The sequence below is a fragment of the Mucilaginibacter lappiensis genome (assembly GCF_900155965.1).
GTDB classification, from domain to species: domain Bacteria; phylum Bacteroidota; class Bacteroidia; order Sphingobacteriales; family Sphingobacteriaceae; genus Mucilaginibacter; species Mucilaginibacter lappiensis.
Window position 1 is genome coordinate 233,705 of record NZ_FTMG01000007.1, and the last position, 15,983, is coordinate 249,687.

Below are 15,983 nucleotides of genomic sequence, written 5' to 3' on the forward strand. Positions count from 1 at the left end.
TGCTGCCTAAAGTCATCGAGTTCGAACAGCTTGATCTTTATTCCTTGCTCTTAAAATACTTTATCCAAAAGTCCTTGTTCCTCAAAAAAAAATCCGGCTTTACAGCCGGACCTTCAGGTTTATTTATTTGGTTTGAAATTCAATAATTATAGTTTTTCGCCATGCTGGCTAATATCCAACCCAACAACCTCCTCTTCGGCCGAAACCCTCAACGGCGATATCATATCCGTAATTTTCAGCAACAGCAATGAGCCAAAGAACGAAAATATGGAAACACAAACAAGCGCCACTAACTGCACCATAAATAAATGTGTTTCGCCAAAAAACAAGCCGTTGCCTGTTGTATTGCCCGCGTTTACATGCTGGTTTGCAAAAACGCCGGTAAGCAGCATACCTACCATACCGCCAACGCCATGACAAGGGAATACATCCAGCGTATCATCAATAGAAGTACGCGTGCGCCACTCTACCACCAAATTACTTACCACGGCGGATATGATGCCTATGGCCAGTGAATGCGGCACGGTAACAAACCCGGCGGCTGGTGTAATGGCTACCAGGCCCACTACGGCACCAATGCAGGTACCCATAGCTGAAGGTTTGCGCCCGCGCAGCATATCAAAAAATATCCAGGTAATACCACCCGCTGCCGATGCGGTGGTACTGGTTGCTAAAGCGGTAACCGCTAAGGCGTTGGCACCAAATGCCGAGCCCGCATTAAATCCAAACCAGCCAAACCATAAAAGTCCCGTACCGATCATTACATAAGTGATACGCGCAGGTGAATGGTTAGCCTCGTTACGGCGTTTTAAATAGATAGCCGAAGCCAAAGCAGCCCATCCGGCCGACATGTGCACTACGGTACCACCGGCAAAATCCAACACACCAAACTTGGCCAGTATGCCATCGGGGTGCCAGGTGCAATGCGCCAGCGGCGAAAATATAAATATCGAGAACAGACAAAGGAAAATGATGTACGAATTAAAACGGATCCGCTCGGCAAAAGCACCGGTGATCAACGCGGGCGTAATGATGGCGAATTTCAACTGGTACATAGCAAATAATAACAACGGTATGGTTGGCGCGGCTTTCCAGGTGGCGTTACCCAGCATGCCCTTCATCATAAAATAGGTAGAAGGATTACCGATGATACCATAAAAGCTATCGCCAAAGGCCAAACTAAAACCAAATATACCCCACATCACCGTAATAATTACCATACAAACAATGCTTTGCAGCATGGTTGATATCACATTCTTTTTATTAACCATCCCTCCGTAAAAGAAAGCAAGGCCAGGTGTCATGATCAAAACCAGGGCTGTGGACATCAACATCCAGGCAATATCGCCGGTATTAAAATGAGGATTGCCTGAATTTTTAAATTCTACAGAAGGAAAAAGAAAAGTTAATACTAAAATGACAAGAATTACTAAGAAAGGAAAATACCGTTTCATGGAAATATTAGAATTGCTTTGTAAAACGGCCTGAAAGTATGATTTTAATTATAAAAAAACGAAGAATATTAAGTTATTGTTAAAAAATTACGAAAATTGAAAAATTAAAGGAGTTTAAGCACCAAATGAGGAAAAATACCTAGCAAAATCAGTATAAAACTTATGAATATTGATAATATGAGCAAATTCATAGATTTTTTATTGCTTATTTCGGCCATTTCCTTTCTTTTCAGAAATAAATTCAAAGGAATCTTGATATAGTAGAATAACGAAACAACCGTAGTAAGCGCGCCTGTAACCATCAATAACATTAACCAAATGCTATGGGTTTGCTGATAAACACCGTACACGGTCGAAAACACAAACAACTTCCCGGTAAAACCGGCCGTTATTGGTAAACCGGTTAGCGATATGAGGATGATCACAAAGCAAACGGAGGCTATGGGATATTTAAGACCAAATCCTCGATAGTCCTCCACATCCTCGGCACCGGTTTCGTTAGCAAAATAAGTGGCCAGCGCCAGGGCGCCAATATTGGCCAGCGCGTATACCAGCAGGTAATATGTTAGTACCGATACGCTTTGTAAGGACAGAACAGCAACTGCCATCAGCGCGAAGCCGGTATGGCCAATGCTGGAGTACGCCAGCATCCTTTTGATATTGGTTTGCAGCACCGCCGCAAAGTTACCAGCAACCATAGTAACTATACCGATTACGGAAAGTGCTATGCTCATATTAAACCCGGTCCAAAGCCCCGTAAACATAAATGGCGAAAGAAAATTGATGAGCAACGCAAAAGCGGCTATTTTGGGTACGGTTGACAGGTACGCTGTTACCGGTGTGCTTGCCCCTTGGTATACATCGGGCACCCAAAAATGGATAGGTACAAAGGATAACTTAAAGCCGATGCCTATTAAAACCAGGATCATGGCAAAGGAGGTACTGATAGGATTAACTCCAGATAGCTGCTCAATAGTATGATGGAATATAATATCCAATGAACCGCTAAAGCCATACAATAAAGAAATACCATACAGCATCATAGCTGATGACGCGGCCCCGAACAGCACATATTTTAAACCGGCCTCGGTACTGAAAGCATTTTCTGTACGATAAGCCACCATCAAATATGATGCGATGGAAACCATTTCAATAGCCAGGTAAATGGATAACAGGTTTATCGCCATCACCATTAAATGCAAACCGAACATGGATGCGATGGCAATAGAATACAAATCAGACAAGCCTTTTTGGTGACCATTCAATTTATTATCCCAGCTAAAATATAACAAGAGGATAAACGACAGCAGATCGATGATCAATTTAAAGAATATGCCACTGCGAATAAGCAGCAGCATATTACTGAATATCAAATGCCCGCCATCAACCACCAGGGCAAATTGTTTCAGGTCAAGATACATCACCAGCAGCAAACCTGCGCAGGCTACTATACGGCACAGTTTTAAGGATCGCTTCCCAAATATCAGGTCGGTTATCATCACTACGATGAACAGCAATGCCAGGTAAACCTCGGGCATAAAATAGGCTATGCTGCCAAAAACAGACGATAAAGATGCGGATATATGGGGTAGCAGATCGTGCATTTATTTTATTGAACTATTTAAGCTGTAAAAACTGAACCAGCGCCAGCACCGAATCATTGATCTTATCAAAAACCAGTGAGGGCATAATACCCAAAGCCAGGGCTATGAGGGCCAGTGGAGCCAGCGTCAATTTCTCGCGCAGGTTCAGGTCGGTCAGGGCTATTTTCCAAACGTTGCCCCCTTTTAATGATTCGGCGCCAAAAAACATGCGCTGTAATGTCCATAAGAAATAGGCGGCGCTCAGCAATATGCCTACCGAACCGCAAATGGCCATCCAATAAGGTAACAAACCATTTACTGTTGGCGACTTAAAGGCCCCTGTTAAAGAAAATGCTTCGGCCACAAATGCCGAAAAGCCCGGCAAACCCAACGACGCGAAAAACGCGATCATTACAAAAGCGGTGTATTGCGGCATCAATGTACCCAATCCACGGAAATGATTAATACCGCGGTCGTGTACGCGGTTGTATAGTACCCCCACCAAAAAGAACAGCATGGTTGATAAAAAACCGTGGCTCACCATTTGCATTACCGCTCCGCTGATACCTTCGGCGGTTTGTGAGGCGATTCCTAAGAGTACAAAACCCATATGTGATATGGAGGAGTAAGCGATCATACGTTTCAGATCTTTTTGAGCTAAAGCGTTAAACGCGCCGTATAAGATGGAGATCACCCCCAACAGTCCCAACCAGAATGCGCCGGAAGTGGCTATCTCTGGGAAAATCCCCAAACAAATGCGAATGATACCATAACCACCTATTTTAAGCAGGATACCTGCAAGTATGATAGATACCGGGGTTGGCGCTTCTACGTGCGCGTCGGGCAGCCAGGTATGTAAGGGCACTACGGGTACTTTAATAGCAAAAGCAATAAATAAGACCACAAAACCAAGCGTTCGTGCCGGCATGCCCAATATGGTTTGATGACCGGCTATTGAGAATATAGATTGCCCGCTGTAATTAGCAGGGTTCATCATTTGTATGATATTAAAAGTATGGTTGCCTGTTGCCGGGTCGGTAACTGATAAATACAAGCCCACCATCACCAGCAGCATAAATACCGAACCGAACAAAGTATATAGGAAAAACTTAATAGCCGCATATTCCCTGCGCGCACCGCCCCACATACCGATGAGGAAGTATAGCGGCAACAGCATCAACTCATAAAACAGATAGAACAGGAAGAAATCCAGTGCACAGAACACGCCGATAACCGCCATATCCAACAGTAAAAACAGCAGGAAGAAACCTTTTAGATTACTCTTGATCTCCCAGGACGACAGCGTAGCGATAACCAATACCAAGGATGTCATTACCAGCAGACTGATAGACATACCATCGATACCAACAAAATAATCAATCTGCATTTTTCCCATGCGGCCCAGGTTGAGGGATATCCAGGGGAGCTTTTGCACAAACTGAAACTGATCTTCATGATTGATACCACCATAGGCCGCCCCCGTTTTAAAATGTAAGTACATCCATATGCTGATACCCAATTGTATAAGGGTAGCCGTTAAGGTGAGGTACTTAAAACTGCCACGCAATGACGATGGCAGCAGCATAATGATGAAGCCGAACAGTACAGGTACCAGTAATAGTAAGGTTAATATATTCATGCGAATTAAATATCAGAGTCAAGAATCAAGAGCCAGGAATCAAGAAATCATATTGCAATTTTTGAACCAGCCGGCTCTTGATTCTTATCTCTTGATTCTTTCTTCATATCAGTATTTTTAAAATAAACAACAACAGTACAATCACCAGCATGCTAAACAGGTAATATTGTACTTTACCACTTTGAAACTTACGTGCAAAATTGCCAATACTTTGCACTATAGCGGCCAACAAATGCAAAAATCCGTCGACGATATATTCGTCTGTCCAGGCAGCTAATTTCGCTATGGAGCCACTGATACGTGTTAGCAGATGCAGGAAGCCGTCGATAATATTACGATCTATCCAGAAGCAAACGCTTCCCAAACGCAATACCGGGTTTACGATAGCCCGTTTATATAAGTTATCGATATACCATTGATTGTAGGATAAGCGGTAAAAAAAGCCCTTTTGCGGAAACGGTAATCTGCTTTCCCGGGTATATATTCGGTAAGCAGCAAATAACAGCAGCAAGCTGATCACATTAACACTAATAGGTATCAGGCTGTGGTATACACCCTCCCCCGCATGACGAGCTGATGTTTTTAAACCTTCAAACAACCAGGCGTGCTCGTAAGCCAATGGGTTAAATGAAAATAGCGGAAATAAACAGCAAACAGCAAGCAGTATCAAAGGCAAGGTATACGGCCAGCCGCCATCGCCCAGGTGCGGCTTAATATCCGGATTGTCTTTTAATAACCTGAACTCGCCAAAGAAAACTTTAAATATGAGCCGGGCTACATAGAATGCGGTAAGCCAGCTGGTAATTAGGGCCATCACCGGGATGATCTTAAACCAGGCATTCCGGCCATCGCTCCATTCAAATGCCTGGATCAGGATACCGTCTTTAGACAGATAACCCGAGGTAAGCGGTAAACCTATCAGGGCCAGCGCGGCTATAACCGCGGTTATAAAAGTAAGCGGCAGTTTTTTACGCAGGCCACCCATGTGCGAGATATCCTGAGGATCGATATCGAGGTTGTTATCATCCTTAATGTGCTGCATCTGGTGTATCACAATACCTGCCACCAAAAACAGCAAACATTTAAAAAAGGCGTGTGTAGCCAGGTGGAACAATGAAGATGCATAGGCCCCCACGCCCATGGCCAATATCATAAAGCCTAATTGCGATATGGTGGAGTAAGCGAGAATACGTTTCAGGTCGTTCTGGGTAAGCGCGATGGTTGCTGCCATAAACGCGGTAAAGCAACCGATACAGGCCAGTATGGTGAGCTCTGTTTCGATGAACATGGGGTAAACCCGGCCCAACAAAAACACACCTGCGGCTACCATCGTAGCGGCATGAATGAGGGCAGATACCGAGGTTGGACCTTCCATAGCATCGGGTAACCAGGTATGTAATGGGAACTGGGCCGATTTGGCGGCTACGGCCAAAAATATACCAGCGCAAGCTACGTATTGCCAGAGGGCTGGCAATGCGGTTATAGTTCCGCGCCCCCAAACAGAGCCGACTGAATCAGGCAAGTGATTTGGTATCAAAGTCCATTTTCCATCCTGTATGCCCATCAGATGCGCAAGTCCGTTTTGACCAAATATGGTATCGATATCAAAAGTATGAAACTGTGCAAAAAGGATAATGATGGCACTCAGCAAACCGATATCCCCAACCCGATTCATGATGAATGCTTTTTTATTGGCTTTTACGGCTTTATCCTTCGTAAACCAGAAACCAATAAGCAGGTACGATGAAAAACCAACCAGTTCCCAAAAGGCATAGAACAGTATCAAACTGTCTACTACCACCAAAGCCAGCATGCTGAAACAAAAGAAACTGAGGTAAGTAAAATAACGGCTGTACCGCTCATCATGCTTCATGTACGCGGTAGAATAGATATGTACCGGCAAGGCGATAACCGACACCAGCAACAGCATCAGTACCGAAAGATTATTGAGCAGGATACCGGCATAAACCTGTGTCTGACCAATGGTAAACCAAATGCGCTGTGCATGTACCTGCGGATTATTCCATATCGTAGCAAATACCCTGGCGGATAATACACAGCTTAACAAAATGGCTATGGTTGATATCCAGCCAGCGGCTTTACTTTTTACCGGCAGACAAAAGTTTACCAAAGCAGCAAGCAGCGGCAATACTACGGCTGCAACCGTATAGTTTAAACTTTGTATGGCGTGTAAAAAGGTGTCCAATTTATTTGGTATCTATTTTAACAAATGAAGGTGTGCGGCCAAATCCCATAACGTATTTCAAATTAAGATCCTGAATCTTATCATCTGAAATCAATTCATATATTTTTTTTATCCTGTCGTCTGTTGATACAGCGTACTTTTCTCCGTTAATGATAAAAGTTAAACCTTTATCGTCATGATGGTGTTTATTCAGGTATGTTTTATATCCGGTTGAAAGCCTGCTTAGTTTTGTTTGATATTGCTTAATAGCATAATTCCGGGTAACGGCTATTAAAATAACTTTGTTCTTTGATGGATCGGCGGCTGATTTTTTTTCAGATTTTGAACTTAAAATACGATGTCCCAGGTGGGATATTTCCATTTTATTAGATCGCCTGCCATCTAAGATATAATCCGTAATATCATTTTCGCCCGGGGAAGCCCCGGCTACAGATTTGCCGGTAATATGGGACACCTTCATCGTGATCTGGATAGCACCATTCTTTCCTTTTTTCCCCAATATGGCAACCGCCTCAGTTGCCTTTAGCACTTTAAACTGGATAATGTTATCTGTGTTTAAACTATCTAATAGTCCGGTGTAAGCCCTGCCATTAACAGTAACATATGATCTGTTGCTGTCAATAACCGAGCTGCACATAATCATTTTCTTTTTGGGGCCATCCACATAAAAAAACGTATCTCGTTTTTGCGCGAAAGCACTGGTGCAGGTCAATAAAAAAAATATAATCATCAATCCTTTCATGCTCAATCCCTCAGTTTAGTAATGTCATTTGGATCAATAGTCTTATATCTCCGGTACACGTTCAAAATAATAGCCAATGCTACTGCTGTTGTAGCAGCGGCCAGCACAATAGCAAACAGGGCAAATATTTGTCCGCTGTTATTTACTTTATCATATTTGCCAAAGGCTACCAGGTTTAAAATAGCCGCGTTCAGGATCAGTTCAATACCTATCAATATTTGTATAGCGTTCCGCTTGGAAACAGTCATATACAAACCTATACAAAACAGGGCCGCGCTTACTATCAGAAAATCGGTAAGTGTGATCATGCTTTGCCCTCCTTACGTGATAAATGAGCTGCTCCAACCAAAGCTACTAACAATAAGATGGATATAGCTTCAAAGGGCAACAGGTAACGGGTCATTAAATTTACACCGATGTTATCGATCATGATATCTTTCGGAGTGATTTCGTTTTTAAGACTGATGGCATCTCTTACCCAAGGCAGATTATCAGCATTAGCTTTAAAGACCACATTGATCAGCACGACAAAAAACAGCACTGCCAAAAGTATAGCTGGCAATTTTTTCATGCTCAGAAACTTCCCTTCCTGCTTTTGCAGTACGTTCAGGGTTTCTTTGCCCGAAAGCATAAAGGCAAACAGGATCAGCACCAGTATCCCCCCAACGTAGATCACTACCTGGGTTACGGCCACAAAATCGGCCAGGGCCAGCACATATAAACCAGCCAGTGAAAACAGGGTAACAAAAAACACAAAGATGCTGCGCACCAGATTTTTGCTGGAAGCCGCGTACAATGCCGAAACAATAGCTATAAAACTCAGGAAGTAAAAAAGCACGCGTAAGAGGGTCATGCTCCACCCTCCTTTTTTTGCATGGCCGCCAGTTTAGCGGCCTGCTTCTCTGCTTGTTGCTGATCAAACAAAGCCCGCTTCTCGGCAGCAACCTCTGGCGACATGTCTGAGAATTGATACGTAAGATCGCTCAGCTGAAACACGGTTTTATCATACTGATTGGTCATCACAATGCACTCGGTTGGGCATACAATGGTACACAGGCCGCAATACATACATTTGGCCATATCAATATCAAACTTAGCGGCATAAAGGCGTTTGGTAGTACCATCAGAGGTTTGCCCAATGGCTTCCGTCGCTTTGATTGATTCAATATCGATACAGTTAACGGGGCATACCTTGGCGCACAGATCGCATACAATACAATCATCCATTTCCACATCCAGCTGATAACGCCCCACCTCGGGTACGGGCAGCTGTTGTTTGGGATATTGAATAGTGTTGGTGCCCTCCAATTGTTTAAAGTAATTATCGTCGCTTACGGTCGTGATCTTCCTGGCCGCATTGGAGGCAAAAAGATGCTTCACGGTAAGGCTTAAACCTTTCCATGCCGTAGTAAAACCGTTAATTAACCTTTTAAACATCTACCGTTGATTTGTATGATTACGTTGATTTCGCTGATTTTTTTACCTTGATTTTGTCTGAATCTTGATTTATTGAATTCAGGGATTACTCTGATTCCTTTTTCTTTATTATTCCTTTTTATCTTATCTCTTAAATTCTATGTTCTGTCCTTGTTCTTTGCTCCAAAAATCCTTACTCCCAAGTTACATGAGCCATAATCGCCAAACGCCCGATATCAGCATGCAGGCAAAGGCCAGCGGAGTAAGTACTTTCCAGCAAAGGTCCATCAGCTGGTCAACCCGGAAACGGGGCAATGTCCACCTGATCCACATTTGCACGGCAACCAGCGCCAGGGTTTTCAAACTTACCCATAAAATACCCCAGGCCATACCTGTTGTCCATGTGGCTAAATGTACTGGGCCTATATTGGGTAAAGGTGTATTCCAGGCTCCTAAAAACAGAATCACGCCTATCATCGATACCAGGAACATCATCGAATATTCGGCTAAAAACACCAGGGCAAACCTGATACCCGTAAACTCGGTGTGGAAACCAGCAACCAGTTCTGATTCTGCTTCGGGGATATCAAAAGGAGCGCGGTTACTTTCGGCCAATGAAGCTATAAAATAGATCACAAATGCGATGATTAGGTGTGGGGCACGGAATATATTCCAGCTGAACAAGCCGCCTATGCCTGATACATCCCAAAAACCTGCGAATTTTATTTTTTCGGTAGCCAGGATACCCTGCTGCATGGCCACGTCCTGCAGATTGAGCGTTTGTGCTATCATCACTACCGATATAATGGCAAAGCCCGCAGGTATCTCATACGAGATGATCTGCGCAGCAGAACGCATAGCGCCCAATATAGAATATTTATTGTTTGACCCCCAACCCGCCATTAGGATACCCAGTGTTTCTACCGAGATAATGGCAAATATGTAGTAGATACCCAGGTTTATTTTGGAAGGGATAAGACCCGGAGCCCAGGGCAGGGCGGCAAAGCCCATGTAAACCGCGATAAAAATTACCGCCGGCGCCAGCATGAACAGCCATTTATCAGCAGCTGCCGGAATGATGAGTTCTTTCTGGATCATCTTTAATATATCGGCCAGGGTTTGGAGCGAGCCAAACTTACCGGTTTCTGTAGGGCCAAGCCTGTCTTGTATAAATGCCGAAATTTTGCGCTCGGCATAAACACCAAACAACGCAAAAAAGGCCGAAAAACTAAACAGCCCTATAGCAACAATAAAATATATCAGATAAGTATTCAAGAGGCCTGTTTTGCTTAAACCGCAAACTTACTAAATGTTATACTATTTTAGGGTGGTAAGTTATATTAAGTTGGTGGGGATTGTGGAGTAGTGAGCCCCCTCTAAATCTCCCCCGGAAGGGGAGACTTCTTTAAATACTTTTAAGCCCTCCCTTCCGGGGAGGGTTGGGAGGGGCTCCCTTATCAGCACTTCACCAGATCATTAGCTGATATAAAAGTTGATTTTACAGGAGCCGAGAAAAACACGGAGGCGTGATGATCAAAATCGGCAGTATCATCGGTAGTAGTAAAAAATGCTTTAGTTTGGTTCCTGCTTAATTGGGTTTTCATTTCGGGATGCCGCTGCAGATAATCAACCAGGCTTTTGGCCACAATATCACCCTGGGCTACCACTTTAACATGCGCGGGTAAATTAGCTTCTATTTTTTGCTGTATAAGCGGATAATGCGTGCAGGCCAGTAAAATAGTATCAATTTGTGGCGATTGTGTCATGATCTGATCCAGGTATAATTTCACAAAGTAATCGGCACCGGGCTGATCATACTCGCCGTTCTCAATCAATGGAACCCAAAGCGGGCAGGCCTGCTGATGAACTTTGATATCCGGAAAAAAGTGCTGGATCTCCAAAAGATAAGAGCCCGATTGTACGGTTCCTTTGGTGCCCAGTACGCCAATCTCTTTGCTTATGGTATAATCGCCTATAACTTCGGCTGTTGGGCGTATTACCCCGAGTATTCTTTTTGAGGGATCAACGGTTTTAAGGTCCTGCTGCTGTATAGTGCGCAGGGCCTTGGCCGAAGCTGTATTACAGGCTACAATGATAAGTGGGCAGCCTTGCTCAAACATCCATTGAACGCACTCCCAGGTATACTGATGAATGGTGTTGAATGAGCGGTTACCATAAGGCGCCCGGGCATTATCGCCCATGTATATATAGTCATACTCCGGAAGCTGTTCTATAATTGATTTGAAAACAGTAAGGCCGCCAAAGCCCGAATCGAAAATACCAATGGGTTGATGCATCCAATTATTCGTTTGTAATTTATTTTAAACGGTACTCATGAGTACTTCGTAGTGATTTATTGAATTAGTGATTTTTCATTTCAGTACACGTTTTAAATGCACCTACAGGCTTTATATACAAAAATAAAAAAAGCGTCACGTAAATACGCGACGCTTTTTTTAAATGACTAATAATTGATGTTTATTTTAATCCTAATTTCAATTTTACAGCAGCCATCAGGTCATCAGCATCCGGAGACACTAATAAACTTACCTGTGAAGAATCCAATACGTAAGCGTATCCTTTTTCTTTAGCAACAGTATTAACTGCAGCAGTAGCTTTATCAATTAGCGGTTTACCTAATTCTTGTCTTTTAGCATCAACTTGTTGTTGTGCGTTATTTTGGTAATCCTGCATACGTTTTTGCAAATCCTGTAGCTCGTTGCCTTTTACAGTACGTACTGCATCGGTCATTGTAGCCTGATTTTTTTGAAACTCCTGACCTTTTGTAGTGTACTCAGTATTCATGCTGGTAAGCTGATCAATAAATGTTTTTTGATAAGCCTGCATCTGAGTGGTCACAGTTTTAGTTTCAGGCATCATGTCAATTAATTGATTGAAGTTAATGTGCCCGATCTTAGTCTGCGCATTGGCAAAGTTGCCCGCAAATATCATACCTACTGCAACTAAAGCAACTTTAAATAGTTTTTTCATTTTTCTTGTCCTGTGTTTAATAATAGTCTGTTTATTTATTCAAAAATTTATTTAGCAAATACTCCGGGTTTAAGCCCTAATTTGGTAATCACATCGTTGCTCCGGTTATAACGCGGATTGGCATACAACATAATTACTTCACTGTTTTTATCAAATACCATATCCAGGTTATCGCCTTCGGCAATGGCCTGCACAGCTTTAGACACACGATCCTGGATTGGTTTAATCAAAGCATTACTCTTTTGTGAAAGTTCACCATCGGGTCCGAATTTTTGTCGTTGAAAATCCTTTGCAGCTTTTTCTTTATCAACGATTTCGGCCTCGCGGCGTTTTTTCATATCAGCCGTCATTAAAACCTGATCGGCCTGATATGCTTTATACAAGCGGTCAATTTCCTGAAAACGGCTGTCTACTTCTTTTTGCCATTGATCAGATAATGCTGCCAGCTGTTTTTGTGATGAGGCATATTCGGGCATATGTTTTAATATATACTCCGAATCAACGTAAGCAAAACGTTGTGCGTAAGCTCCCGTAAATGCTGTTAACGTTAAAAACGCTATTAAAATTATCTTCTTCATATATCGCTGTGCAAATTAATTAAATCCGCCGGATAAACTCTGAGAAATTGTAAAATGGAATTGCCCCCTGTTTGCGTCAGGCTGACCTGGTATTTTATCAAATCCGTAGCCATAATCTAATCCAAGCAAGCCAAATATAGGTAAAAATATTCTTGCTCCAACACCTACCGAACGCCTAACATTAAACGGATTGAACTGACTAAAGTTATTCCAAACGTTACCACCCTCGGCAAATGCCAGTAAGAATATAGTTGCTGATTGGCTGGCAATTACCGGGTGACGCAGCTCCAATGTGTATTTGTTGTAGATGGTACTACCCGTGTTTGTATTTTGATTTTCGGTTGAACCTTCTGGTACAATCGAGAAGTTTTGATAACCTCTTAAACCAATAATCTCGCTACCTTGTAAAAACTGGTAACTCTGCATACCATCACCACCCAATTTGAAACGCTCAAACGGAGATGGACCTACATCTTTATTATACATGCCCAGGAAGCCAAACCTCACCTGCGACATCAGTACGAATTTACCAACCAGTTTAGAGAACCATTGTGCATCATACTTAAATTTATAATACTCTACAAAGTGATAGCGCTCCTCTGGAGTTGCTATTTTGTAATTGATATTATTGAATAAAGAGTATGGAGGCGTTGCCTGTACGGTAAATTTAATGTTTGAACCCTGTGTTGGGAAAATAGGCGCATCAATAGAGTTACGGCTTAATTCCTGGGTTAACTTAATGTTGTATGAAGTACCGTTGGTAAATAAATAACCGGTATAGTTATCCAGATTGTAGTGATCGACGTTTAACGAGTAGTTTAACTGGAAGTAGTTATCAGGCCATTTTAAACGTTTACCCAAGGTTACACCAATACCATTAATACGCAGGTTATTGTATAACGGGCTCGATTTAGGATAATATTGCCCGGTTGAGCTACCCTGTGTATATGCTGATAAGGCAAAGTAAATAGGCTTTTTACCACCTAACCATGGCTCAGAGAAAGTGAACGAGAAGTTCTGATAGGTACGTCCGCTTGATTGGCCACGTAAGCTCAGTTTCTGACCATCGCCTTTTGGCAGCGGTTTGTATGCTTTGAGGTTAAAGATATTTCTTAACGAGAAGTTATTGAAAGTTAAACCCAGGGTACCCACCAACTGGCCACCACCGAAACCACCCGATAGCTCGATCTGATCTGAAGGCTTTTCAACTACGTTGTAAACCAAATCAACTGTACCATCCTGCGGATTGATATTAACCGGTTTTGGTTCTGTTTTTTGCTCATCAAAGTTACCCAGTTGACCAATTTCGCGTGAGCTGCGGATCAATAATTCTTTGTTGAATTTTTGACCTGGTTTGGTTTGAATTTCACGCATAACCACTTTATCGTTGGTTACATCATTACCTTTTAAGCTTACGCGGTTAATGGTGTATTGCGGACCTTCGTAAACGCGGATGTCCAAATCAACCGTATCATTGTAAACTTTTACCTGTACTGGGTCGGCGGTGTAAGTTAAATAACCATCGTTAAGATATAACGACGAAACATCATCATTACTTGGGGTTGGGCCTACCAACCTTTTGTTCAGTTCATCTTCACTAAATACATCACCTTTTTTAACGTGCAGGATCCTGTTCAGTAATTCGGTAGAATATTTAGCATTACCAGACCATTTCACATTACCAAAGTAATATTTAGGGCCTTCGTAAACTTTAATTTTTACGTTAACGGTAGTAGCATCATGGCTCCAAACAGAATCACTTACGATCTCTGCATCGCGGTAACCTTTACTCTGCATGGATTCTACCAAACTTTGCTTGTCCTCCTCGTATTTATCCTGCTTGAATTTTTTAGAACCAAACAAGTTGTACCATTTCTTTTCTCGGGTTTTTTTCAAAAAGCCTTTCAGCTTATTGGATGAAAACGCTTTATTACCTTCAAAAATAACCTGATTTATCTTCACTTTGGTTTTTTTGTCAATAGCCACATCCAATATCACACTATTGGCATCTCCCGGATCTTTACGCTGGGTAAGTTTTACGGTTGTGTTCAAAAAGCCCTTCTCGCCAAAATGTTTTTTGATGATGGCTGTTGTAGTATTTATTAAATTTTCGTTGACGATTTTCCCGGTACGGTCGTTCAGCTTTTTCTGTACGTCTTCAATTTCACCTTTACGTATACCTGTAATGTGCAGACGCGATAAACGCGGCCGTTCAGAAACAGCTATCTCCAGGTAAATGGTATCCATGTTAATTTTGGTAATGTTTAACTGCACATCATCAAATAAGCCCTGGGAGTATAAGGTTTTTATCACCTCGGCATTCCGCTCGCCTGGCAGGTTGATACGATCGCCTTTGGTTAATTTTGAAAGCTGTATCAAAATATCTTTATCCAGATACTTTGCCCCACTAACAGAAATACCACCAATAATGTAATCCCGGGGATTAAGATAACTTAAACTATCGGCCGGTATCGATTTTGTCAATGGTGCTCTCGGAGTATTGGAAACCTGGGCAAACGCGGAGGTAACAAAAACAGAGAAAAGAATAGCAAAAAGAAATTTATACATTCGAATATTTTAGTGGGCTAAAATTAATTTATACAGTTGTTAAAAAGTGTTAAAAGTAAAAATTTAGTTAACTTGCTCACTTGTCATACCAAAACGGCGTTCCCGCTTTTGATAATCAAGTATAGCTTCGTACAAATCTTCCTTTCTAAAGTCGGGCCAAAACTTAGGTGTAAAATACAACTCAGCATAGGCAATTTGCCATAATAAATAATTACTTATACGGAATTCACCGCTTGTTCTGATCAATAATTCAGGATTGGGCATATCACCAGTGAAGAGGTTATTTTCAAAAACATCTTCGTTGATATCTGTTATCTCCAATTCGCCTTTTTGTACTTTGATGGCTATATTTTTAGCAGCACGTACAATTTCGCGGCGCGAGCTGTAGCTTAATGCCAGTGTAAGCACCACCCCGGTATTGGCCGATGTTTTTTCCATAGCGGCCTTCAGTTCCCGGTTACATTTATCGGGTAACATATCCAGATCGCCTATGGCATTTAATTTAATATTGTTTTTCATAAAACCGGCTATTTCTTTATGAATGGTACTAACCATTAATTCCATAATGGCCATAACCTCCAGTTTGGGCCGGTTCCAGTTTTCGGATGAAAAGGTGTAGAGTGTTATGTATTTTATACCTAGTTTATCAGCGCCTTCAACAACATCCCTAACAGATGTTACTCCGCTATGATGGCCAAATACCCTTAATTTGCCTTTTTCTTTTGCCCAACGACCATTGCCATCCATAATAATGGCAACATGCTTTGGTAGCCTTAACAAATCAATCTGATCAAAATATCCCATAC

General features: G+C 42.3%; 14 protein-coding genes. All 14 read right to left on the bottom strand.

All coding sequences use genetic code 11. From position 1 onward, the window contains the following. Positions 1 to 146: 146 nt before the first annotated feature. The 14 genes from BW976_RS15345 to BW976_RS15410 all read right to left on the bottom strand — a co-directional run bounded on the left by BW976_RS15345 (position 147) and on the right by BW976_RS15410 (position 15,981). Positions 147 to 1,454: an ammonium transporter gene (locus tag BW976_RS15345; protein WP_076374188.1), complete on the bottom strand. Its 1,308-nt coding sequence runs from the start codon at positions 1,452 to 1,454 to the stop codon at positions 147 to 149. A 104-nt stretch (positions 1,455 to 1,558) separates the two neighbouring features. Then, the gene (locus tag BW976_RS15350; RefSeq protein WP_076374189.1) at positions 1,559 to 3,058 is read right to left on the bottom strand and encodes an NADH-quinone oxidoreductase subunit N; all 1,500 of its coding nucleotides are present in this window, start codon (positions 3,056 to 3,058) and stop codon (positions 1,559 to 1,561) included. 13 nt (positions 3,059 to 3,071) lie between these two features. Next, a complete protein-coding gene (locus BW976_RS15355; protein WP_076374190.1) occupies positions 3,072 to 4,676 on the bottom strand; it encodes a complex I subunit 4 family protein in 1,605 nt (534 codons plus the stop codon). Positions 4,677 to 4,779: 103 nt separating this feature from the next. Next, a complete protein-coding gene (gene nuoL, locus BW976_RS15360; RefSeq protein WP_221283363.1) occupies positions 4,780 to 6,882 on the bottom strand; it encodes an NADH-quinone oxidoreductase subunit L in 2,103 nt (700 codons plus the stop codon). A 1-nt stretch (position 6,883) separates the two neighbouring features. Continuing rightward, positions 6,884 to 7,624, bottom strand: coding sequence for a hypothetical protein (locus BW976_RS15365; RefSeq protein WP_076374191.1), 741 nt, complete (start codon positions 7,622 to 7,624; stop codon positions 6,884 to 6,886). Between the two features lie 2 nt (positions 7,625 to 7,626). Further along, positions 7,627 to 7,932: an NADH-quinone oxidoreductase subunit NuoK gene (gene nuoK / locus BW976_RS15370; RefSeq protein WP_076374192.1), complete on the bottom strand. Its 306-nt coding sequence runs from the start codon at positions 7,930 to 7,932 to the stop codon at positions 7,627 to 7,629. Continuing rightward, positions 7,929 to 8,477, bottom strand: coding sequence for an NADH-quinone oxidoreductase subunit J family protein (locus BW976_RS15375; protein WP_076374193.1), 549 nt, complete (start codon positions 8,475 to 8,477; stop codon positions 7,929 to 7,931). Before BW976_RS15375 ends, nuoK begins: the two co-directional genes overlap by 4 nt. Continuing rightward, positions 8,474 to 9,061, bottom strand: a complete 588-nt coding sequence (locus tag BW976_RS15380) for a NuoI/complex I 23 kDa subunit family protein (RefSeq protein WP_076374194.1) — start codon at positions 9,059 to 9,061, stop codon at positions 8,474 to 8,476. The genes BW976_RS15375 and BW976_RS15380 overlap by 4 nt, the downstream gene beginning before the upstream one ends. Before the next feature lie 183 nt (positions 9,062 to 9,244). Beyond that, positions 9,245 to 10,315 carry an NADH-quinone oxidoreductase subunit NuoH gene (nuoH, locus tag BW976_RS15385; RefSeq protein WP_076374195.1) on the bottom strand — a complete coding sequence of 357 codons (1,071 nt, stop codon included), beginning with the start codon at positions 10,313 to 10,315 and terminating at the stop codon, positions 9,245 to 9,247. A gap of 182 nt (positions 10,316 to 10,497) precedes the next feature. After that, positions 10,498 to 11,337 carry a glutamate racemase gene (murI, locus tag BW976_RS15390; RefSeq protein WP_076374196.1) on the bottom strand — a complete coding sequence of 280 codons (840 nt, stop codon included), beginning with the start codon at positions 11,335 to 11,337 and terminating at the stop codon, positions 10,498 to 10,500. Positions 11,338 to 11,518: 181 nt separating this feature from the next. Next, positions 11,519 to 12,031, bottom strand: coding sequence for an OmpH/Skp family outer membrane protein (locus BW976_RS15395; RefSeq protein ID WP_076374197.1), 513 nt, complete (start codon positions 12,029 to 12,031; stop codon positions 11,519 to 11,521). A 47-nt stretch (positions 12,032 to 12,078) separates the two neighbouring features. Then, positions 12,079 to 12,609: an OmpH/Skp family outer membrane protein gene (locus BW976_RS15400; protein ID WP_076374198.1), complete on the bottom strand. Its 531-nt coding sequence runs from the start codon at positions 12,607 to 12,609 to the stop codon at positions 12,079 to 12,081. 15 nt (positions 12,610 to 12,624) lie between these two features. After that, entirely contained in the window at positions 12,625 to 15,177 is a 2,553-nt protein-coding gene (gene bamA / locus BW976_RS15405) for an outer membrane protein assembly factor BamA (RefSeq protein WP_076374199.1), read from the bottom strand. Between the two features lie 63 nt (positions 15,178 to 15,240). Continuing rightward, a complete protein-coding gene (locus tag BW976_RS15410) occupies positions 15,241 to 15,981 on the bottom strand; it encodes an isoprenyl transferase (RefSeq protein WP_076374280.1) in 741 nt (246 codons plus the stop codon). Between the last annotated feature and the right edge of the window lie 2 nt (positions 15,982 to 15,983).

What these genes read in the sequence shown, in the direction of transcription:
- BW976_RS15345 (WP_076374188.1), bottom strand. Translation starts at nt 1,454, where the DNA reads ATGAAACGGTATTTTCCTTTCTTAGTAATTCTTGTCATTTTAGTATTA.
- BW976_RS15350 (WP_076374189.1), bottom strand. Translation starts at nt 3,058, where the DNA reads ATGCACGATCTGCTACCCCATATATCCGCATCTTTATCGTCTGTTTTT.
- BW976_RS15355 (WP_076374190.1), bottom strand. Translation starts at nt 4,676, where the DNA reads ATGAATATATTAACCTTACTATTACTGGTACCTGTACTGTTCGGCTTC.
- BW976_RS15365 (WP_076374191.1), bottom strand. Translation starts at nt 7,624, where the DNA reads ATGAAAGGATTGATGATTATATTTTTTTTATTGACCTGCACCAGTGCT.
- nuoK (WP_076374192.1), bottom strand. Translation starts at nt 7,932, where the DNA reads ATGATCACACTTACCGATTTTCTGATAGTAAGCGCGGCCCTGTTTTGT.
- BW976_RS15375 (WP_076374193.1), bottom strand. Translation starts at nt 8,477, where the DNA reads ATGACCCTCTTACGCGTGCTTTTTTACTTCCTGAGTTTTATAGCTATT.
- BW976_RS15380 (WP_076374194.1), bottom strand. Translation starts at nt 9,061, where the DNA reads ATGTTTAAAAGGTTAATTAACGGTTTTACTACGGCATGGAAAGGTTTA.
- murI (WP_076374196.1), bottom strand. Translation starts at nt 11,337, where the DNA reads ATGCATCAACCCATTGGTATTTTCGATTCGGGCTTTGGCGGCCTTACT.
- BW976_RS15395 (WP_076374197.1), bottom strand. Translation starts at nt 12,031, where the DNA reads ATGAAAAAACTATTTAAAGTTGCTTTAGTTGCAGTAGGTATGATATTT.
- BW976_RS15400 (WP_076374198.1), bottom strand. Translation starts at nt 12,609, where the DNA reads ATGAAGAAGATAATTTTAATAGCGTTTTTAACGTTAACAGCATTTACG.
- bamA (WP_076374199.1), bottom strand. Translation starts at nt 15,177, where the DNA reads ATGTATAAATTTCTTTTTGCTATTCTTTTCTCTGTTTTTGTTACCTCC.
- BW976_RS15410 (WP_076374280.1), bottom strand. Translation starts at nt 15,981, where the DNA reads ATGGGATATTTTGATCAGATTGATTTGTTAAGGCTACCAAAGCATGTT.